Origin of the sequence: Geothrix terrae (genome assembly GCF_022808775.1) — a bacterium.
In the GTDB taxonomy this organism is placed as follows: Bacteria; Acidobacteriota; Holophagae; order Holophagales; family Holophagaceae; genus Geothrix; species Geothrix terrae.
In genome coordinates, this window is the sequence record NZ_JAKZLA010000002.1 from 317462 (window position 1) to 338415 (window position 20954).

Annotated in this window: 10 protein-coding genes; 8 read left to right on the top strand and 2 right to left on the bottom strand. The window is 64.0% G+C overall.

Annotated elements, in window-relative coordinates; genetic code table 11:
- Positions 1–25: 25 nt before the first annotated feature.
- From MLE42_RS04535 to MLE42_RS04550, 4 genes are all read left to right on the top strand, one after another.
- A complete protein-coding gene (locus MLE42_RS04535; RefSeq protein ID WP_243286695.1) occupies positions 26–2614 on the top strand; it encodes an AAA family ATPase in 2589 nt (862 codons plus the stop codon).
- On the top strand, positions 2607–5702 hold the full coding sequence (locus MLE42_RS04540; protein WP_420843068.1) for a type I restriction endonuclease subunit R: 3096 nt from the start codon (positions 2607–2609) through the stop codon (positions 5700–5702). Before MLE42_RS04535 ends, MLE42_RS04540 begins: the two co-directional genes overlap by 8 nt.
- Positions 5702–6418 carry a M48 family metallopeptidase gene (locus tag MLE42_RS04545; RefSeq protein WP_243286697.1) on the top strand — a complete coding sequence of 239 codons (717 nt, stop codon included), beginning with the start codon at positions 5702–5704 and terminating at the stop codon, positions 6416–6418. The genes MLE42_RS04540 and MLE42_RS04545 overlap by 1 nt, the downstream gene beginning before the upstream one ends.
- A gap of 98 nt (positions 6419–6516) precedes the next feature.
- Positions 6517–7329, top strand: coding sequence for a hypothetical protein (locus MLE42_RS04550; RefSeq protein WP_243286698.1), 813 nt, complete (start codon positions 6517–6519; stop codon positions 7327–7329).
- Between the two features lie 364 nt (positions 7330–7693).
- Here MLE42_RS04550 and MLE42_RS04555 read toward each other — a convergent pair whose 3' ends face one another.
- The gene (locus MLE42_RS04555; protein ID WP_243286699.1) at positions 7694–8929 is read right to left on the bottom strand and encodes a tyrosine-type recombinase/integrase; all 1236 of its coding nucleotides are present in this window, start codon (positions 8927–8929) and stop codon (positions 7694–7696) included.
- A 587-nt stretch (positions 8930–9516) separates the two neighbouring features.
- The gene (locus tag MLE42_RS04560) at positions 9517–10584 is read right to left on the bottom strand and encodes a DUF1501 domain-containing protein (RefSeq protein WP_243286700.1); all 1068 of its coding nucleotides are present in this window, start codon (positions 10582–10584) and stop codon (positions 9517–9519) included.
- A gap of 153 nt (positions 10585–10737) precedes the next feature.
- Between MLE42_RS04560 and MLE42_RS04565 the strand changes: the two genes are divergently transcribed.
- The 4 genes from MLE42_RS04565 (at position 10738) to recD (ending at position 20832) form a co-directional block, all read left to right on the top strand.
- Positions 10738–11457, top strand: a complete 720-nt coding sequence (locus tag MLE42_RS04565) for an AraC family transcriptional regulator (RefSeq protein WP_243286956.1) — start codon at positions 10738–10740, stop codon at positions 11455–11457.
- A gap of 552 nt (positions 11458–12009) precedes the next feature.
- Positions 12010–15456 carry an exodeoxyribonuclease V subunit gamma gene (locus tag MLE42_RS04570; RefSeq protein WP_243286701.1) on the top strand — a complete coding sequence of 1149 codons (3447 nt, stop codon included), beginning with the start codon at positions 12010–12012 and terminating at the stop codon, positions 15454–15456.
- Positions 15453–18920, top strand: a complete 3468-nt coding sequence (locus tag MLE42_RS04575; RefSeq protein WP_243286702.1) for a UvrD-helicase domain-containing protein — start codon at positions 15453–15455, stop codon at positions 18918–18920. Before MLE42_RS04570 ends, MLE42_RS04575 begins: the two co-directional genes overlap by 4 nt.
- Complete coding sequence (gene recD / locus MLE42_RS04580; protein ID WP_243286703.1) at positions 18913–20832, top strand: exodeoxyribonuclease V subunit alpha; 1920 nt, start codon at positions 18913–18915, stop codon at positions 20830–20832. Before MLE42_RS04575 ends, recD begins: the two co-directional genes overlap by 8 nt.
- The last annotated feature ends 122 nt before the right edge of the window (positions 20833–20954 follow it).

Sequence of the window (20954 nt, forward strand, 5' to 3'; positions counted from 1 at the left end):
GATTGATTCGAGCTTGGGGTTCGCGATGAGTGATATCTCACAGGAAATCATTGGCTGGCTGCACCAGCAGCAGGACTGGCTCCAGGAAGCTGCGGAGCGACTCCATAATTCGGGTTCACTATCTGAGGCCGATATTGATCACCTGGTCTCCCGTCTCAAGTCCGAGGAGGGGCGAAAGGTCACCACATCGCGATCCTTTGAGGCGCTGGGTGGCTCTTCCCGAACGACAGCAGAGCTTCGCCTGCTTAGCCTGGGGGACATCAAGGGGATTGAAAACCTAGCCCCTAGAAGGCCGCTGGACTTTGGCAAGGGCAACCTCGCGGTGATCTATGGTCCCAATGGCTCCGGAAAATCCAGCTACACGCGGATTCTGAAAAAGGCCTGCGGAAAGCCCTTGGCTAAGGAACTGAAACCCCATGTGTTCCAGGCTCCTCCTACGGAACGGAAATGCACGATTCGCTATCGCTCCAGTGGGGCTGAGTTGAGCGTTGAGTGGTCGCCGACCGGTGCTGCGCTCGCCGATCTCCAGTCCGTGGATTTTTTCGATGCCGACGCGGCGGCTTTCTATCTGAACAAGGAGTCAGAAGCCTCCTACACCCCTCCTGCCGTGGCCCTGTTTGAGGGGTTGGCCGCGGCCTGCAACCGCGTCAAAGACAAGCTCCAGGCCGAGCAGGTACTGCTGGTCAGTTCACTTCCGACCCTTCCGCCTGAGCACCTTGGAGCCAAGGCGGGAACGGCTTACCAGGGACTGAAGGCGGACATCTCCGAGGCTACACTTCAGCGCCTGATCCACTGGGCGGAGGCCGACCAGGCCGATCTTGATCTGTTGGTCGAACGGCTGAAGGTTGCGGATCCAACCCTCGCCGCCAGGCAGAAACGAGCCACCAAAACCCAGGTGGATCAGTTGGTGGAGGAACTGGAAAGCGTCGGAGCGGTCCTTGGCCAGGATCAGATCCAGGCTCTACGAGCTGCGCGAATGGGCGCCCAGGCAAAACGCAAGGTGGCCACGGAAGCCGCCAAGGCTTGTGCCCAGTCTTCCAAGCTGCAAGGCATTGGCACCGAGACCTGGAACGCTCTCTGGAAAGCTGCGCGACAGTATTCCCAGATCCCCTACCCAGACCAAGATTTCCCAGTGACCGGTCCTGGATCCCGGTGCCTGTTATGCCACCAGGAGCTTTCCAGCGATGCCCAGCAGCGCCTGCGTGATTTTGAGGCCTTCGTCCAGGGCATGGTGGAAGCCGAAGCGACGACTGCGGAAAGCGATTACGATGCCTTGCTGGAGGATCTACCCGTCGCTTTGTCCGAAGATGAGATCCGCACTCGCTGCGAAGCGGCTGGTGTTACGCAGGATGCACAGCTAAAGATTCTCAATACCTTCTGGGCAAGCGTAGGGCAGGCAAGCGAGCGATTGAAGGCTGGGGAATCAGAAGAATCAGCCAAGCCAGTAGAGGTGCCCGGCGACTTCCTGGAGTTGCTAAATGCCAGATCCAAAGCACTGGAATCCGAGGCCCATCAGCACGATGAGGACGCCAAGACTTTCAACCGCGCCTCGGCATTGAGCCAGAAAACAGAGCTTGAGGCCCGGAAGTGGGTCTCCCAGCAGTCCGAGGCCATTCAAAAGGAAATCGAGCGTCTGAAAAAGGTCAAAGCAATCGAGGGCTGGGCTCGCTGTGCCAATTCTGGACCAATTTCGGTACAGGCCGGGAAAGTCGCAGAGAGGGTCATCACCACAGCCTACGTGACGCGTTTCAACGCCGAGCTGAAAGCACTGGGTGCAGAACATATTCGCGTGGAATTGGTGAAAACCCGAACCTCACACGGGAAGGCCCTGCATCAGCTCCGCCTTAAGGGGGCTACTGCTGCCCAAGCCGTGCCGGATTCGGTGCTGAGCGACGGTGAGCGTCGTATTGTTTCACTGGCGGCGTTTCTGGCGGATGTTGCTGAAAAGCCCCATGCCGCGCCCTTCGTGTTCGATGACCCGATCTCATCCCTCGATCACGACTACGAGTGGCAGGTAGCGCAACGATTGGCGGAACTTGCAAAGGATAGACAGGTGCTGGTCTTCACGCATCGGCTTTCGCTGTATGGCGCGATGGAAGACGCGGCGAAAAAGAATGGAGACGATTGGCGCAAGGACCACCTTGGGAAGCGCTACATCGAATCGTTTGGAGGGGCCTCGGGTCACCCTGCCAATGAGGCAGCGTGGAACGCTAAAACGAAGACGGCCAACAACATCCTCCTTAGCCGGCTAACGGAGGCCATGAAAGCGGCAGAGGTAGGAGGAGGCGATGCCTATCGACTCCATGCACAAGGCATTTGCTCGGACTTTCGTAAGCTTCTGGAGCGAACCGTTGAGGATGACCTCCTGAACGAGGTGGTTAAACGCCATCGTCGAAGCGTGACCACAGACAACCGCATTGGGAAACTGCCCCAAATCACTCGCGAGGATTGTGATTTCATTGATGGCCTGATGACGAAATACTCTTGTTACGAGCACAGCCAATCACAGGAAACACCCGTTTTTCTGCCGGAAGAGCCTGCGCTGCGTGCAGACCTTGAAGGGTTGAGAGACTGGAGAGAAAAGTTCCATCAACGAGGTGGTGGCCATGCCTAGTCAGCCCCGCTCTGAGCGTACGACCCAGGATCGCGTCATTACCTTGTTCACGGATCCCAAGCGCCCGGGCTCTTTGGGCTACCGCTACCTGGGGGACTGGCACAAACGGGAGAACAACCGGCCCATCGAAGCGGAGATCCTGCGGGAAAACCTGAAGGCCCGAGGGTATTCGGCGGTGCATATCTCCGCAGCCCTGCAAAAGCTGGAGTCCGCCGCTGATGCCTCCGGCATCACCCTCTACCAGGCCAACCTGCGCACGTACCAACTTCTGCGCTACGGCGTACCCGTGCAGGTCGCCGCGGGGCAGGCCTTCGAGACGGTGCACCTGATCGACTGGGAACATCCTGAGAAGAACGACTTCGCTCTGGCGGAGGAAGTGACCATCAAGGGAGGCTATGAGCGCCGCCCCGACCTAGTGCTCTATCTGAACGGCCTCGCGGTGGTGGTGATCGAGCTAAAGCGCAGTTCGGTGGATGTGGTGGATGGCATCCGCCAGCTCATCACCAATCAGGAGGAGATCTTCAACAAAGGCTTCTTCGGTACCGTGCAACTCGTGATGGCGGGCAGCGATTCCCAGGGCCTACGCTATGGCACCAGCGGAACCCTGGAGAAGTTCTTCGTGGAGTGGAAGAACACGGAGGCTTCCGGGGCTTCTCCTGCTACAGGTGAGCTGTTGGACCTTCCGTTGGCCCAGATGTGTGCCAAGGAGCGTCTGCTAGATCTCCTCCGCAATTTCATCATCTTCGACGCGGGTCAGAAGAAGGTGCCAAGGCAGCACCAGTTCTTCGGGGTAATAGCGGCGCAGGAACGCATCCAACGACGCGAGGGCGGCGTCATCTGGCACACCCAGGGCAGCGGCAAGAGCATCCTCATGGTGCTGCTGGCCAAGTGGCTACTGGAATTCGACCCGGAGGCCCGCATCCTGGTTGTCACCGACCGTGACGAACTCGACAAGCAGATCGAGGGGGTGATGAAGAATGCAGGGGTGATCGGCGAGGACTCACCTTCACCCCGCATCACCACCCGGGCGCAGTTCGTGCAGAAACTGGGTTCACCCACCCCGCGCCTTCTGTGCGCCTTGGTCCACAAGTTCGACCCTTCGGACCTCAGGGGCGAGCCGCCGACGGTCCACGGGCGATTCTATGTGTTCGTGGACGAGTGCCACCGCACCCAAGGCGGCGACATGAACAAGCAGATGAAGCGATGGCTGGAGAGCGCCCTTTTCATCGGCTTTACAGGCACGCCCCTGCTCCGCAAGGACAGGACGATGACCCGGGATGTGTTCGGCACTTACATTCACACCTACAAGTTCCACCAGGCGGTCGCGGACAAGGTGGTGCTGGATCTGAAGTACGAGGCCCGAGATGTGCCCCAGCGGTTGACCTCACCTAAGAAGATCGACGATTGGTTTGAGAAAAAAACGAAGGCACTGAATAACTTCCAGAAGGCCGTGTTGCGCAAACGTTGGGCAACGATGGAGGACTTGATGAGCTCCGCCGAGCGCAAGCAGCGCATCGTCTCGGACATCATCGAGGACTTCAGCCTGAAACCCCGGCTCAACAACGACCGGGGCACCGCCATCCTAGTAGCCGCTTCCATCTACGATGCCTGCCACTACTTCCGGATCTTTCAGAACACGGGATTCGGTCCCTACTGCGGCCTGATCACCTCATTCGAGCCGAATCCAAGCGCCATCTCCAAGGAACCGACCAACAGCGATGAGCGCTACAAGTTCGACACCTACACCAAGCATGTTCTGAAAAAGGGGCAGAGCACCAAGCAGTACGAAGACCAGACCAAAAAGCGATTCATCGAGGAGCCTGCCAATCTCAAGCTTCTGATCGTCGTGAGCAAGCTGCTGACGGGTTTCGACGCACCGAGCTGTACTTACATCTACCTGGATAACAGCCTGCATGATCACGATCTCTTCCAGGCCATCTGTCGCACCAACCGTCTGGATGGCGAAGATAAGGACTTCGGTTACATCGTGGACTACAAGGAGCTATTCGGGGATGTACAGCAGGCCATCGCGGTCTACAACTCGGACGAGCTGGACATTGATGAGGGCAATGGAGGCAGCAACAACATCGAGCTCAAGGACTGGCTGAAGGAAGGCAAGAAGCAGCTCGACGCCGCCCAGGAAGCCCTTCGCTATCTCTGCGAACCTGTGGCACAACCGCGAGAGGTCGAGCAGTACCTCCACTACTTCTGCGGCCTAGCCAGCGACCCGAACGCCTTGAGCGAAACTGAGCCGCTTCGTATTTCGTACTACAAGGCCGTGGCTTCCTTTGCCCGGACCTTTGCCGACCTCGCCCAGAACATGGAGGAGGCCGGGTATTCGGCCACTGAGGCCGGAGCCATCCAGAAGGAGCTGGAGGCCCACTGCGAATTCAGGAATGCCATCAAGAAGCATTCAGGTGAGGAGCTGGACATCAAGCCCTTTGAGGCGGACATGCGCCACCTCATCAATACTTACATCCAGGCGGATCCTTCCGACAATCTCGGCGATCTGGGAGCGCTATCCCTCACGGAACTCATCATCGAGACCGGCATTCACGATGCCATCGCACGCAAGCTGAACCAGAAGGGCAAGCTGACCAAGAATGCCATCGCCGAAGGAATCATCAACAACGTCCGAAAGACCATCATCCGCGAGCAACTCACAGATCCGAAGTTCTACAAGGAGATGTCGAAGCTGCTGGACGACCTGATCCAGCAAAGCCGGGACGATTCGGAGAAGTACGAGGAATTCCTCCGAAAGGCAGAAGAGCTGGCCCGATTGCTGGCCGATAAGCAGCCCTACAACAACCTTCCCGCCTCTCTGCACGGCGCGCACGAGGCCATCGTGGTCTACAACAACCTGGCGGACCTGCCCGGAGATACATTTCAGTGTCCCGGGGAAGACGAGGCCAAGGCGGCGCTTGCTATCGAGATCGATCTCGCCATGCGAGAGCATGCTCCCGCAGGATGGAAAGGAGACGAGACGCGGGAAGCTCAGGTCTTGAACGCGCTTTACCCGATCCTTGCTCGTGATCGGGAAGCGACGAAGGCACTGTTCGACATCATCAAGCACCAGCCGGGGTATTGATGACGGAATCCATCCAGATTGGGGAGATCACCATCACGGTGACCCGGAAGGACGTCAAGCACGTTCATCTGTCGGTTCACCCTCCGCATGGCCGTGTCACGCTGGTCACACCTGTGGCCACCCGCCTGGAGGTCGCGCGGGCCTACGCGATTTCCAAACTGGGCTGGATCCGAACCCAGCAGGAGAAGCTCCAGAACCAGGCGCGGGAGACTAAGCGCCGATTTGTAACCCGGGAATCACATTACCTTTGGGGGCGTCGCTATCTGCTGAATGTGCGAGAGGCGGAAGCCAAGCCCGCGGTGTCCCTTGATCATCGCCGTGTCACGCTGAGCATCCGGCCTGGCAGCAGCGAAGCAAAAAGGGCCGTGGTGATGCACGAATGGCACAAAGGCCTGCTGCATGAGGTGGTTCCCCCCATCATCCAGAAGTGGGAGAAGCGCCTTGGCGTGTCCGTGGCCGCCTATTTCCTTCAGCGCATGAAGACCAAGTGGGGGAGCTGCAATCCCAAGGCCCAGCACATCCGCCTGAATACCGAGCTGGTGAAAAAGCCGAAAGATCTGCTGGAATACGTCATTGTCCACGAAATGATTCACCTGATCGAACCCACCCACAGCGAGCGCTTTCTCGCCTTACTCACCGAACACTTCCCGACATGGCGCGAAGCTAGGGCCGAACTGAACGATCTGCCATTAGGATCAGAATCATGGAGGGAGTAGACACTGGACTTCTCTTCACGGGTCTACATTCGTGTGAGCAATCATTGACCTGGCGTTTTGATTATTCCTCCCATCGCGCGCGACAGTAAGGATTGACCATGACGACCGGCATGTTCGTCCTCCAAGAGGGCTCAGGCATCATCGAACTGCGTGAATCTCCCTACGCTTCTGAAGACCTGCTTCAAAGCTACCTGGCCGATCATCCGGCCTTGATGCCTGGGGACCAGATTAATCCCTCCGCCCCTCGGCGATGGCTTCTGGTTCAGCGGGAGCTGGGTATTCCGGGCGAGGAGGATGGCACCTCACGATGGTCGCTCGATCATCTGTTTCTCGACCAGGAGGCAGTGCCGACCTTGGTTGAAGTGAAGCGGAGCAGCGACACGCGTATTCGCCGGGAGGTCGTGGGGCAGATGCTCGATTACGCAGCCAACGCCGTGGCCTATCTCAAGGTTGGAGATCTTCAAGAAGCCTTTGCGACCGATTGCGCTCGACAGGGCAAGGATCCTGATGCTGTTCTTCGAGATGTGCTGGGTCTTGATTTGGAAGCCGATGCCTTCTGGCAGCGGGTGAAGACAAATCTTCAGGCTGGGAGGATCCGCCTGGTGTTCCTGGCGGACCGAATTCCTTTGGAGCTGCGCCGCATCGTGGAATTCCTCAACGAGCAGATGGATCCCGCAGAGGTGATCGCCGTGGAGATCCGTCAATTTGAGGGACCGGGGCTTCGCACCCTCGTACCTCGGGTTTACGGCGTCACGGCCGAATCGGAATCGCGCAAAGCTGCTTCTCCTCGGGGGGCCCGCTGGGACGAGGAAAGGTTCTTTGGAGCACTTCGCTCTGCCCGGCCTGAGGGTGTGCAAGTCGTGAGATCCCTCCTCACCTGGGCCGAATCCCACGCAGATCGGATCGATTAGGGTGCAGGTCTTTCCAGTGGCAGTTTCACCCCGGTGATCCTCACGCCGGACGCGTGGTACCCCCTGTTTTCGCTCTACACCAACGGCACGTTAGAGATCCCTTTCCAGTACCTCAAGACCCGGCCAGCCTTCATCTCCGAAGCCTCCCGCGAGGAGCTATGGGCCCGTTACCAATCCGTGCCTGGCATCTCCATTCAAAAGCCGAGCCTGGATAAGCGCCCCTGGTTCAACTGCACGAATCTGCCACCCGAATCCACCCAGATCCTTCAGGAAACCCTTGAATGGTGCTTGGGACAGATGCGGGGGCTGCCTGGGGCGATGAGTCTCGACCGATCCTGACTTTCTTCAGAGTCCAGGAAGGGCATCACCCGGACTTCTTGATCTCCAGATTCGCCACGTTGGAGGTGTCAAGAATCCCCCAGGTCGGCGCCAGCTTGTCGATGGCCTCGGCCAAGGCGCTGTGGCAGATGTGCCCGTAGTGTTTCTCGACCATGCGGGTATCGGTGTGACCGAGCTGGGCCGCGACATAGGCTAGCGGCACGCCTCGGTTCACCAGTCCCGAGGCATAGGTGTGCCGGAGTTCATGGAACGTCATGGCTTCCAACCCCGCCGCCTCGCAAGCTTCGGCCATGGGTCGTGAGGCTTCTGATTTCCGCCAGGGTCGGAGGATCTTCTCACTGTTCCGATTCCGGTTGCTGTAAGAGTCCCGCAGGAACAGCGCCTGGTCACCCCGCTTCCCTGCCGTGAGCGAACGGAAGAAGCTGAGCCCCTCCTCCGTGAGATAGACGTATCGGGGCTTCGAGTTCTTGGTCAGCTCGAAGAAGATCGTTTTGGACATCTCGTTGAAGTCGGAAACCCGGATGCGGGTGAGTTCTCCAAACCGAGCGCCCGTCAGAAGGGCCGCCTGAACCAGAAGGCGGAATTCCGGATCGCAGGCATTCACAAGACGCTGAGCCTCGTCGGGATTGAGGAACCGCTGCCGCGCGGAGACCGTCCCCCGGAAGGGCGCCACCTCCCGCCAGGCTTCGCCGCTGGCCTTCGTGAGCCTGCGGCGCTTGGCGAAGCTGAGCATGGCTTTGAGCACCCCCAGCACTCGGTTGGCGGAAGCACGACGGGCTCGCTTCACATCCGGAGTGATCGGATCTTCCCCGTGGGCATGTTCATCGGCGCCCTTCTTGGTCCGCCTCCGCGCAGGCGCCTCGGCGAGCTTCTGGTGCCACTTCTCCACGCGGTACTGAGTCAGATCGGATACCTCCATGTTCCCGAACGCGGGAAGGATGTGGGCCCTGACCGTGGCCCCCGTCTGGGGCAAGCTCTTCATGCCGCGACGCTCGGCATCCTCGGCGTAGGCTTCCCAGGCATCCTTGACGGTGAAAGGGCCACGCCGGATGGGTTCACCCCTGAAGTCCGCTCGGGCCTCTTCGAACCACTCACGCGCCTTCGCCTGCGCCTGTGCGTAGCTGAAGACATCCCGATCGTCCGCATCGGTGTAGTCGTCGGCGGTGCCAATCGACTTGCGGGCGATCTTCTTGGAGACGGGATCGTAGAGGCGGGCGCTCCAGGTTCCGGCCCCGCCCTGCTTGGGCCGGTAGTACCCCAAGGCCTCACCCGGGGCGAGCGAAACCCAATGAGGTTCCTTCTGACTCGAAAGCTTCAAACGGGCGGATCGGGTGTCCAGTTTTGCGCTGCGAACATTCCTGACCACAAGATCCTCCATCCGAAAATCATCCGAAAAAAGTGTTCCCGGACGACCTCAGACACGAGTAAACCCTGGCGATCTAAATTCTGTAAAGTAAATACTTTTTGCTCGTCCGCCTGCGTCCGCTGATGTCACACAGGGGCAACTTTCACGGCGGTAACACGGGTTCAAATCCCGTTAGCCCTACCAAACGCAACGGCCGACTACTGTCGGCCGTTTTTGTTACCAGATCGAGAATCGCGGGAAAGCCCCTGGCCACTAAGCTGAGAGCGGGATGGCCGGACGCTTACGGGAGAACCTTTTGGCTCGCCTTGCTTTGCACTCGCCCTCCTTCAGGGTCTGGGTAGACCCACTCTGAGGGGAATTCGGGCGAGATTCGATCGGGAATTCGGAGGCCGAATCAACCTTCCGGGAGGGCCTGCCCCAAGTTCCTCTCGGCGCAAGAAGCCGCCTCGGCCAATCGTTTCAGGCGCGGCTGGTCCGGCTAGCTAAAGGAGAAGTCCAGGATTGGGGTTACTCCCGAACGGATGGTCTTCGAGACGCAGCGCATCCGCAAGAAATGCCCAGAGCGCTCCAGTACCAGGCGTATTGGGAGGCATCGACCCATCCGGATTCTGAGGTCCAGCGGTTCCGCAACGTACATACTTCCCGATGATGGTGGCAGTGCCTCCAGGTTCATGATCAGAGGTCGTGACCGTGCGTGAAAATTCGCCAAATAGAGCCACTACTACATTCCGATTCGACAGAGTGAGCATCCGATCCAGAAAGATTTGAAGAGATGGTATGAGCTGGGACATGATTTTTCGGTCCGTGGCGCCATCGAGCTCCTTGTGTATGTCGAACTGGCGATCAGGTCTTCCCAAGTAAGCTGGCTGGGAAAAGACAATACTGGTACCTCCGCGCACGAGCATTTCCGTAGCTAGGAAGGTGGACGGTGTGTCCGCGATTTCCCGAATTCCCTGAGCCAAGCCGTATGCGGCTGCGGCTTCCTGATGGTCGAAGGCAGGAACTCTCATCAATTCCGTTTCAACAGAGCGGAAATCAGTCACACGGGTAAATGCGGCTCCGCCCTCCGCCGGGGAATCCCATGAGATCCCCACCGGGAATCCTAGCGAATTGACAATGGCGCAGCGGATCGGCGCCTTCGTCGTCATCGCGCCTGCGAGCAGCAATAGGTTGCTGTGATTGCCTGTCTGGAGCACCGCCGCCCTGGCGAGGTCGTGACGGTAGTGTCCGTGCTGGAAATTAATGGATGCCATATGAGATAGGGCTATTGATGGAAGATTCCCAAACGTGGCCGCATCCACCACCAATCCATTGCCAAGGGCTTTCACATTGTCTGGCCTCACGCCAAAGCTCCCCTTCTCAAGGAAGGACCCGGCACTGTTGAAGAGCCCGGAAGGCCCTCCGTTTAAGAAAAACACCACAAGAGCGGGCGCTTCATGCGGACCTTGAGGATCATCCTTTCGGAACTCACCCGCTGGCAGGATGGCTGCACTCGCCAAGGCGGCACCCACCTTCAGCATTGTTCGGCGTGTGTATAAGGATTGAGACATGCACCCTCCGAAGCGCGAGGAAAGCCTCGGCCTCGCCAAGTGTGGGTTGTCCGAATATAGCCGTTATGACATCATTCGTCGGAAATCGGACACACCATGGTTCGCACCGGAAACAGCGAGGACTACCAACAGGCACCGCGGCCAGTGGTAGCGATGGCGAAGGATTATCCGGACGGATTTGTAATCGCCCCCCATTCTCACCCTCGAGGGCAGCTCCTGTATGCAATCACGGGCCTGATGCACGTGATGACTGAAACCACGGGATGGATTGTTCCGCCGTTCCGCGCTGTATGGATCCCTCCGGGGATCCGGCATCAGGTCTCAATGAAAGGTCCCGTTCAGATGAGGACCCTCTACCTCACACCTGGCACTTCCGCCGAGATCCCGAAGGAATGCACTGTAATCGAAGTTTCGCTGCTACTCCGCGAGCTCATTCTCAATGCTGTCGATGAATCTCTCGATTACGATCCGCAAGGCCGTGGTGGCTTGATCATGAATTTAATACTCCTTGAAATTCCACGGGCTCACCAGGTCCCGTTACAAATTCCCATGCCTTCAGACCCTAGGCTCGTGAGGCTCTGTAACACGCTCCTCGATCGGCCGAATAGGAAGGAGAGCTTCGAAGTGTTGGCCAGGGGTACCGGCGCCAGTAGCCGCACTTTAATGAGGTTGTTTCATCAAGACCTTGGGATGGGCTTCGTCGCCTGGCGGCAGCAAGTGCTGCTCTCAGAGGCGGTCTCTCTTCTAGCCTCTGGGAAAACAGTCAAGGAAGTCGCCAACATACTCGGTTATCAGAGCCCTAGTGCATTTACGGCCATGTTCCGCCAGAATTTGGGGAAGGCCCCTGAAGGCTATATGTATCCGCTTGTATGAGGGCTCTACCACTCGACATCCACCAGGGTATCGACACCAACTGATTACCCTGATTACCAAGGCGCCTCGAATTTTCCTCGTGCTCCCTGATAGAAAAAAAGATCCCCTGTTCAGACTGTTTAGGAAATTCGATAATCCAAGAGCCAAAGCCCCAGCCACGACTCACTTCCTGCTTCAGATAGTGCCGCTCAGACCCCGGAAATTCAGGATACCCCTGTCAAATTCCCCAACGCAGGGATTTCCTGACTCCTGTCAGCCCGAAGGATTGGCCACACTGCCAATTTGGCCGCCGCGAGGCGGCCAAATCTCTATGGGCTAACGAGATTCGAAGTCACAGAATGCCGCGACGGCCAGAATCCATCTCGCTTCATCAGCCCGCTCACGGACAAGAAGCCTCCTGACCCCGATGCGGGCGGCCTGAACGGACAGTGGCTGTCCATCGGATCGAGCCATATCTGGAAGGCCCGGGCTCAGGCCGGAACGAGCCCGGGTCTACAGAGGGAACGCCGCCTCATCTCCATCCGCTTCCGCTACGCTGGACCCTTCCCGACCATGCTGAGCCTGACCTATGCCAACCGCACGGAGCGCCTCCTCGAGACGCTGACGGAGGCGTTGCGACAGGAACGGCAGGCCTTCGGGATGTGGGAGCCCATCCAGCTGGTGGTGCCCAATCCGAATGTGAAGCGCTACCTGCTGGATGGCCTGGGGAAGTCGCTGGGCATCCTGGCCAACTTCAAGGTGAACTACCTGGATGGCCTGTGGCGCGGGCCGCTGGGGCAGATGGACCCGCCGGTGCGGCTGTGGAACCGCCACGCCCTCCAGGGCGCCATCCTGTCCGTGCTGTCGCAGCCGGGCGCCCTGGAGGCCGCGGACCTGCAGCCCCTGAAGCGCTACCTGGAGGGCGACGGGGCCGACCTGAAGCTCATGCAGCTGGCCGAGAAGGCGGCGGGCCTCCTGGAGGACTACAGCCTCACCCGCCCGGAATGGGCCGGGGCCTGGGCAGCTGGCCGGTCCGTCTCCGGAGCGCCCATCGAGCTGGAAGCCTGGCAGCGGGGCCTGTGGACCCGCATCCTCGCCGGGGCGGAGGCGGGCCCCGAGCGCTGGACCACTCTCGCCGGCCTCCTGCGGGAGGGGCGCTTCGACCGGATCCCCCTGCCGCCCCGGATCCACGTCTTCGGGTTGAGCTATGCGGCTGAGGTCTACCACCGGGCCTTCGAGGCTGCCGCCAAGCGTGTGGACGTCCATCTGTACGCCCTGAACCCCTGCCAGGAGTTCTGGGACGACCTTCCCACCGAAGCCGAGCACCGCCGCCGGAGCCAGCAGCTAACAGCTTTGCCTGAATCGCTGGACGAAGCCGATCCCTATGCCCTCGAGTCCGAAGCCGATCCCCTGCTCCTGCGGCGCTGGGGGCGCCCGGGGCGGGAGAACGTCCGGCTGCTCAACGAGATCTCGGACTGCGACTTCCAGAGCGCCTTCCCGGAGCCGGACCGCTCCACCCTGCTGCGACGGGTGCAGGACGCCCTCCAGCATCGGGCGGCTTGCGAGCCCGGGGAGCCGGATGCCTCCGTGCGCATCCTGGCCTGCCCCAGCCCTGCGCGGGAGGCCGAGGTGGTGGCTTCCGAGATCTGGCGGCTGATGGAAGCGGCTTCTCCCGAACGGCCGCTGCGCTTCTCGGATATCGCGGTGGTGGTGCCTCCCAACGGGAGCCTGCGCACGGCGTACATCGATCACCTGCGCACGGCCTTCGACACCACGGGACGCATCCCCATGGTGGTGGTGGACGCCCCCTCGCCGGCGCTGGCGTCCCTGCTGGACGGGGCCGAGCTGCTCCTGGATCTCCCCCTGGGCCGGGGCAGCCGCCGGGACCTGCTGCGGGCGCTGACCCATCCGGCCGTGACGGCGCACTTCCCCGACCTGGACACGGACGCCTGGGCCCGGTGGACCGAATCCGCGGGCATCGTCCGGGGCCTGGGGCCCGAGGATCTGGCGGACGAGGCCCTGGTGGAGCCGGGCTTCTTCCACTGGGAGCAGGGGCTGGAACGCCTCGCCCTCTCCGCCTTCCTGCCCGCCGAGCTCACCTGGTCCGACAGCGGGTTCGAGCGCCCTTCCGCCCACGCCGGGGACGCGGCCTCCACGGCGGCCTTCGTGGATCAGGCTTCCGCCCTCATCCAGCGGGTGCGCGGCCTGCGGACCTTCCACGGCACGCCCGCGGCCTGGGGAGAGCGGCTCTCGGAGTTCCTGCTGGCCTATCTCGGCGGCGAGGATGCCGCGGATGCCGGGGGCCGCGCCAAGCTGGCCCAGGCCCTGCTCCGCCTGTCATCCCTCGTACCCCCGGGATTGGAGCCGCCCATCCTGAACTACCGGCAGGCCCGCGAGCTGGCCAACCGGGCCCTGGCCGGCATCCGGGGCGAAGCCGGCGGCCGCCCCCACCAGGGCGTGGTGGTCGGGAGCTATGCGCCCATGCGGGCCCTGCCCTTCCGCGCCGTCATCCTCATGGGGCTCGGGGAGGGCCAGTTCCCGTCACCCGAGGAGCGGCAGCCTCTCGATCTGCGCAACGTCAAGCGCAAGCCGGGCGATGTGGGGGCGGCCGAGCGCGACCGGTATCTCTTCCTGGAGATGCTGCTGGGGGCCCGCGAGAGCCTGCGCCTGACCTACCCCACCGAGGATCCCGTCAGCAAGGAGGAGCGGCTCCCTTCCAGCCTCGTCCAGGACCTCGTCCAATCCCTGGCGCCCCTCGCCCAGACGGACCTCCAGGAGTGCCACTCCCGCTACCGGTTCGACGAAGCCTACTTTCCCGCGGTGGGATCCACGGACCTCCGGTCCCTGGCCCCCGCCGCACACCGCGAGGCCCAGGCCCAGGCCGCCGGGAAGCTGCTGGCTGCCTCGGTCCCGGGGATGGAGGACCGGCCGTGGTCCTCGCTGCCCCTGCCCGAGCCCATCCGGAAGGACCTCGACGTCCTGGTGGATCCCTGCCCCACGCCCTCCGGCCGGAGCCTTCCGAGGGCCCTGACCCTGCGCCTGGCCCACCTGAGGGCCTGGCTGGAATGCCCGGTCCAGGGCACCGCCAAGGTCCGGCTGCAGCTTCGGGACGAGGAAGAGGACGTGGCGGAGCTGGAGGAGGAGGCCCTCGGCACCTCGGCCCTGCACCGGGCCCTCCTCCGCCGGGAAGCCCTCCTGAGGGTGGCCCGCCAGGGCCTGGATCCGGAAGCGGCCTACCACGGGGCCCGGCGGGCCCTCCAGCGCGCCGGACAGGCCGCGCCCGGGATCTTCGGGCAGGCTGAGGTCCAGGAGGATCTCGAGCTTCTCGGGCAGCAGGCGAAGGCCCTCCGGGGCGAGAGGGTCCGCCTCGTGCGGTTCGGCCCCTCCATGAGCCTGGAGGAGGATGCCGACGAGGTCCGACCGCCCCTGGAGCTTGCCGTTCCCGTGCATGGGGAGACCCTGAAGGTCCGGCTGGTGGGCTCCCTGCAACCCCAGGCGAAGGACGCCAGCCTCATCCTCCTGAAGAAGGCCGGATCCAATTCGAGGAACAACCTGACGGACGCCTTCAAGGGCAAGCTGCTCCGGGCCTACCTGGATCAGCACCTGCTGGCCGCGGCTTCAGACATGCAGATCGCCCACAGCGCCCTCGGCATCGCCGGACGATCCGCTAATGGAGAGAAGCCCGGGGCGTACCGGAGCCTCGTGACCTTCTCGCCTCTGGATCCGGCGGCGGCCAGGGCCCGGCTCACGGCCTGGATCACGGAGTTGCTGGAAACCCGGGAGCCCGGCCTGCTGCCCATCGAGGCCCTGCTGGAAGCGCCGGTGTGGAACGCGGCGGACCTCCAGGAATGGGTTCTGGAGAAGGCGGAAAACGACCGGAGCTTCGCCGCGTTCAAGACCGGCCCTCTTCGCCGCGCCGAGCGCTTCGACCTCGATCCCGATCCAGCGGGCACCGCCGAGCGGCGGCTGGGCGACTTCCTCCACCAGGCGGTGACCGGCACCACGGAGGAGGTCGAATGAGCCCGGTCCGCTACCCCAAGCCGGCCGCCTTCCCGGACCTGGAGCCGAAGCACTGGGTGCTGGAGGCCAGCGCCGGGACCGGGAAGACCTTCACCCTGGAGCACCTGGTCGTGGACCTGGTGCTGACCGCAGGCCTGCCCCTCGAGCAGATCGTCATCGTCACCTTCACCGAGGCCGCGGCCCTGGAGCTGCGCCGGCGCATCCGCCAGAAGCTCCAGGAGCTGCGGGACCTCCAGGAGGATCGCTTCGAGCCCGGCCGCGCCCACTGGGAGCTCAATGAGGCGGCCCGCGCGAAGCTGGACGCCGCCCTCCAGGCCTTCGACCGCACCGTGATCTCCACCATCCACGCCTTCTGCCAGAAGGTGCTCCAGGATGCGGCCTTCGAGACGGGCCGCCTCTTCCGCCAGACACGGATGGCCGAAGGCGAGCTCTTCGCGGAGGTCTTCAAGGACCACCTGCGCACCGCATTCTGTGCCACCGAGGCCGATCAGGCGTTTCTGATGGAAGCTCTGGAGCAGACCGGATCCCCGGAGGATCTGGAGAAGCTCCTCAGGGACGCCTGGGCCACGCGCGCGACCCTGTGGCCCGACGAGCCTCAGCTGGCCCAGGCCCGGGCGGCGGTCGGGGCCTTCCCCATGGCGGATCTGATCGAGGCGGAGGCCCTTCAGACCGCGTACGGCAAAGGTCCCGCCAAGACCGCGCTGGGGCGATTCGCCATCCTGGGCCAAATGCTGGCCTCCCTCCGGGCTCAGGAGACCTTGAGCGGTTGGGAAAAGCTCATCGGCCTTGATCTGTTCAAGGGTGCTTCGGTCGGGGTCTGGGCCAAGGCGGTGTGGGACGATCCGGTTCCCGCGGGTCCCGCCACGCGAATCCGGGACGGCCTCGCCGCGCTGAAGGCCGCCCTTCCCACGCTGGAGAGCGTGATCGTCCATCGGCTACTGCCGCCCCTCAGGGTGGTGATGGAGACCCGGAAAGCCTCCGAGGGGATCTTCGACTTCAACGACATGATCGACCAGGTGGCCGAGGGCGTGAAGAACCCCGATCTGGTGGCCCGCCTCCAGGCCCGCTACCGCGCGGCCCTCATCGACGAGTTCCAGGACACGGACGGCCGCCAATGGGAGATCTTCCGCCGGCTGTTCCACGGCCCGGACCATCGCCTCGTCTTGGTGGGCGATCCGAAACAGGCGATCTACGACTTCCGCGGCGGGGACCTGCCCACCTACTTCGAGGCGCGGAAGACACTCCTGGAATCCGGCGGAGCGCGGCTCGCGCTCCAGCAGAACTTCCGATCTTCCGAAGCGCTGATCGGAGCCGTGAACACGGTCCTGGCTCCGGAGGGCGGGTTCTTCTCGGCGCCGAACGAGTACCCGGAGCCCGTCACAGCGGGGCGGAAGCCCCGCCTCGCGGGGCCGGACGGCGACCTGCCGCCCCTGAGGCTGCTGGAAGTCCCGGCGGCGGGCCCCATGGGCCGGCTCCGGGCGCAGATCGCCGCGGGCATCGCCGCCGTGTTCCGCGAGCTCATCGACCGCGGGACCACCTTCCACGCCGGCACGTCGGAACCGCCCCGCCCCCTCCACGCGGGGGACCTGATGGTGCTGACCCACACGGGCGCTGAATCCCGGCTCATGGCCAAGGCCCTGCGGGAGGCCGGGCTGCCTTCGGCGTTCTTCAAGGCGGACGGGCTGTTCCAGACGCGGGAGGCCTTCGAGTGGAAGGATCTCCTCGGCGGAATCCTGCGTCCCGACGATCCGGACGCACGGGGCAAGGCGCTGCTCACCCGGTTCTTCGGCTTCGGGATCGCCGAGGCCGAAGTCTGCCTCGACCTGCCCGCGGGCCATCCCGTCCTGGCGCGGCTGGAACGCTGGCGGGAGCTGGCGCACCAGCGGCGCTACCCCCGCCTGTTCAACGCCATCCTCGAGGAAAGCGGCATCGTACCGCGCCTCCTGATCACCGAGCGGGGCGACCGGTCCCTCACCAACCTGCACCACCTCGTCGAGCAGCTGCTGACGGAAGCCACCGCGTCCCACCTCGACCCCGAGGACCTGCTCCTGCGGCTGGGGCGCTGGATCCGCGAGGAGGATCTCCCCACCCTCGACGCCGAGCCCGGCATCCAGCGGGCGGAGGGGCAGGCCCGGGCCGTGCGCCTCCTGACCATCCACAAGGCGAAGGGCCTGGAGGCGTCGGTGGTGGCCCTGTTCGGCGGCTACGGCGAAAACCCATTCACGAAGACCGGGACCGTCCACCGCTTCCACGACGCCGCGAACGCCCGGTGCGCCTTCCTCGGCCCACGGAATGCCATGCCGGATGCGATCAAGGGGCTGGCCAAGGCCGATGCCGACCGGGAGGACGAGCGGCTGCTGTATGTGGCCATCACCCGGCCCAAGGTGCACCTGGTGATGCCCGTGTTCACACTGGGGTCCGAGCCGCCCAGCGCGCAGGGATCCTTCGACGCCGACGGCCATCCCAAGGGCCGCCACGGCCGCCTCAACCGGCGCATCAGGGATCTGAAAGAAGCCGAGGCGGCCACCTGGGGCGCGTGGACCACGCCCCTTCCGGCCCCGGTCCACGCCCTCCCCGAGGGGCCTGCGCCCACCCTGCCGGCGCAGCTCCAGCTCCCTCCCGCGCCGCCCTCCCCCGATTTCCCCGGCCTCGCCCGGCGGGGGCGCCCCCTGCAGCTCCACTCCTTCACCTCCCTGGCCCGCGCCTTCGGGGAGGCCCAGCGCGCCGCCAGCCAGGAGGAGGAAGCGCGGGCCGACGAAGTGCCGGTGCCGCGGCTGCAGCGGCCCGCCAGCGGCCTCCCCGGCGGCACCGCCACGGGCACGGCCCTGCACGAGCTGCTCGAGCGCATCCCCACCGGGAAGACCCGCGTCCTGGCTCCCGACGCCTGGCGGGAGGCCTTCCTGCCGCTGGCCACGGAATGCCTGCGGGGCCAGGGCCTGAGCTCCGCGCTGGCCGGAGAGGCCCTCCGCCTGGCCTGGACAGCCCTGACGACGGAGATCCACCTGCCCGAAGGGCCTGGGGCGCGGCTGGATGACCTGGAGAAGCGCCTTCCCGAGGTGGCCTTCCAGATGCCCTTCCCGGACCACCCCGACGGCCTCGAAGGCTCGCTGGATCTCCTGTTCGAGCGGGAAGGCCGGATCTACGTCCTCGACTGGAAAACCAACAGCCTCGAGGGCGGCGACTACGGCCCGGAAGCACTGGACCGCACCATGGCCGCCCACTACGACCTGCAGGTGCGCATCTACACCCTCGCCGCCCTGGCCTTCGCGGGGATCGAGGATGAGGCCGCCTTCCAGGCTTGCTTCGGCGGGGCGGTGTACGTGTTCCTCCGCGGCCTGCCGGCGGGCGGGATCTGGACGCGCCGGCCCAGCTGGGAGGAGGTCCAGGCCTGGCGGCGGGACCTTGGGGCCATGCGCATCGAGGAGCTGGCCCAAAGCCGCATGGAGCGGGGGATGCATGGCTGAGCGCACGGCTCACACCGCCCGCCCCCTGGGCGATCCGAGAGCGTGGCGGGAAACCCTCGTCCGGATGGGCCATGGCCCGGAACTCCTGACCCTGGCCGAGACCTTCGCGGGCATCCCCACCGGGCTGGATCGGCAAGACCGGGAGGCCCTCGCCCTGGTGGCCCTGCTGGTGCTGCTCGCCACCCAGGATGGCCACACCCGCCTGCCGCTCACCGGAGTCGGTGCCGAGGAGATCCAGGCGCGGCTGGTCCTCTTCACCGGGACGGAGGTGCCGCTGGCCGACCTTCTGGATCGACCGACCCTATCGGTGGCCTTCGGGGCCCCCGGGGAACCCGTCCGCCCCTTCGTGCGAGCCGAGGCCTGGCTCGCCTCCGCTCGGCTGCATGCGGCCGAGTTGCGCCTGGCCGAAGCCATCCGGGCGCGGACGGCCGCGAGTCCTGCCGGTGGACCGAAACACCCAGACTTAGGGGATCTGCTCGATGCGCCGGTCCTGCTCTCCGGGGAACAGCGCCAGGCCGTGGGCCAGGCCATCCGGGCGCCGTTCACGCTGCTCACCGGTGGCCCGGGCACCGGGAAGACCTCCATCGTGGTGGCCATCCTCCGGGCGGCGATGCGCCTCGGCTTCGACCCGGCCGAGATCGCCCTGGCCGCGCCCACGGGCAAGGCAGCCCAGCGCATGGGCGAGAGCATCCGCGGCACCCTGGGCAGGATCACGTCTCCCAGCGAGGAGGACCGCCGGCTTCTGGACAACCTGCCTGAGCCCCAGACTCTGCATCGCCTCCTGGCCTTCCTGCCCTCCCGGCAGACCTTCCGGCATCACCGGAACAATCCCCTGCCCCAGCGCCTGGTGATCGTGGACGAGAGCTCCATGGTGGGGCTGGAGCTGATGGATGGCCTGGCGGGCGCCCTCGACCCCCAGGCCCGGCTGGTCCTCCTCGGGGACGCGGAGCAGCTTCCTTCCGTCGAGGCCGGCGCGGTCTTCCGCGATCTCGTGGAGTCCCTGCCCGAGGCCACCCTCCGGCTGACCCACAGCTACCGGATGGACGCCGCCAATCCGGACGGCCGCTCCGTGCTGCTGGCGGCCCAGGCCCTCCGCGCCGGCGGGGCCGCCGCCCTGGATGCGGAGGGCGCGCTCGCCACGCGGCCATCCATCGCCGACATCCGAGGCCGCGGCGCTGAGCATGCCGATGGGGACGATGCCTCCCTGAGGGCGTTCCTGCGGGACTACCTCGAAGGGGAGGTTCTCGGCCAGCCTGGTTTCCGGGAGGCCGCCGACCGGATCTACCACCACGACGGACGGGCCTGGGCCGCCGGTGATGAAGCGGCCCTGGAGGATCTCTTCCGGGCCCACGAACATGCCAAGATCCTGTGCCCCCTGCGCGAGACCCCCGGCCTGCGCAGCGTGGCGGGCCTGAACCAGAGGCTCCATCAGCTTGTGGGACGGGAGGCCGCCGGGGCCCTCGACCGCGACCTGGCCGTCTACGCGGGCGAACCCGTGATGGTCACCCTCAACGATTACCGGCGCGGCCTCTTCAACGGCGACCAGGGCATCGTCGTCAAGGCCCGCCAGGAGGACGGCATCCATCAGGCGGTGGCCTTCCGGACCTCATCGGGGTTCAGGCTCCTGCCCCATCGCCCCCTCCAACCCCAGCTCGAACTGGCCTGGGCGCTGACGGTCCACAAAGCCCAGGGGTCCGAGTTCGACCGCGTGATCCTGATCCTCCCCCCCGCGGACAGCCCGTTGCTGACCCGCGAGATCCTCTACACCGCCCTCACCCGCGCCCGCACGGGAGCCACCATCCTTGGGGCCAGGGAGGCCCTCGAAGCGGGACTGGGGCAGACCAGCCGCCGGTTCACGGGGCTTGGCCCTGAAATCAGAGTCGGCCCATCACGCTCAGTGCCGATCAGATGAATGACGCCCCTCAAACGCGATCGGACGAGGCCACTCCCGGCAGAGCCACCTCTGGCGCCACAAGCCCAAGGTCCGGACGCTGCCTCCGGGACCTCCTGTAGACAGGACGGGGCGCAGGGTGC

Coding starts and splice junctions, on each gene's coding strand:
- MLE42_RS04545 (WP_243286697.1), top strand. CDS start 5,702: ATGACGGAATCCATCCAGATTGGGGAGATCACCATCACGGTGACCCGG.
- MLE42_RS04575 (WP_243286702.1), top strand. CDS start 15,453: ATGAGCCCGGTCCGCTACCCCAAGCCGGCCGCCTTCCCGGACCTGGAG.
- MLE42_RS04550 (WP_243286698.1), top strand. CDS start 6,517: ATGACGACCGGCATGTTCGTCCTCCAAGAGGGCTCAGGCATCATCGAA.
- MLE42_RS04540 (WP_420843068.1), top strand. CDS start 2,607: ATGCCTAGTCAGCCCCGCTCTGAGCGTACGACCCAGGATCGCGTCATT.
- recD (WP_243286703.1), top strand. CDS start 18,913: ATGGCTGAGCGCACGGCTCACACCGCCCGCCCCCTGGGCGATCCGAGA.
- MLE42_RS04560 (WP_243286700.1), bottom strand. CDS start 10,584: ATGTCTCAATCCTTATACACACGCCGAACAATGCTGAAGGTGGGTGCC.
- MLE42_RS04565 (WP_243286956.1), top strand. CDS start 10,738: ATGGCGAAGGATTATCCGGACGGATTTGTAATCGCCCCCCATTCTCAC.
- MLE42_RS04535 (WP_243286695.1), top strand. CDS start 26: ATGAGTGATATCTCACAGGAAATCATTGGCTGGCTGCACCAGCAGCAG.
- MLE42_RS04570 (WP_243286701.1), top strand. CDS start 12,010: ATGCTGAGCCTGACCTATGCCAACCGCACGGAGCGCCTCCTCGAGACG.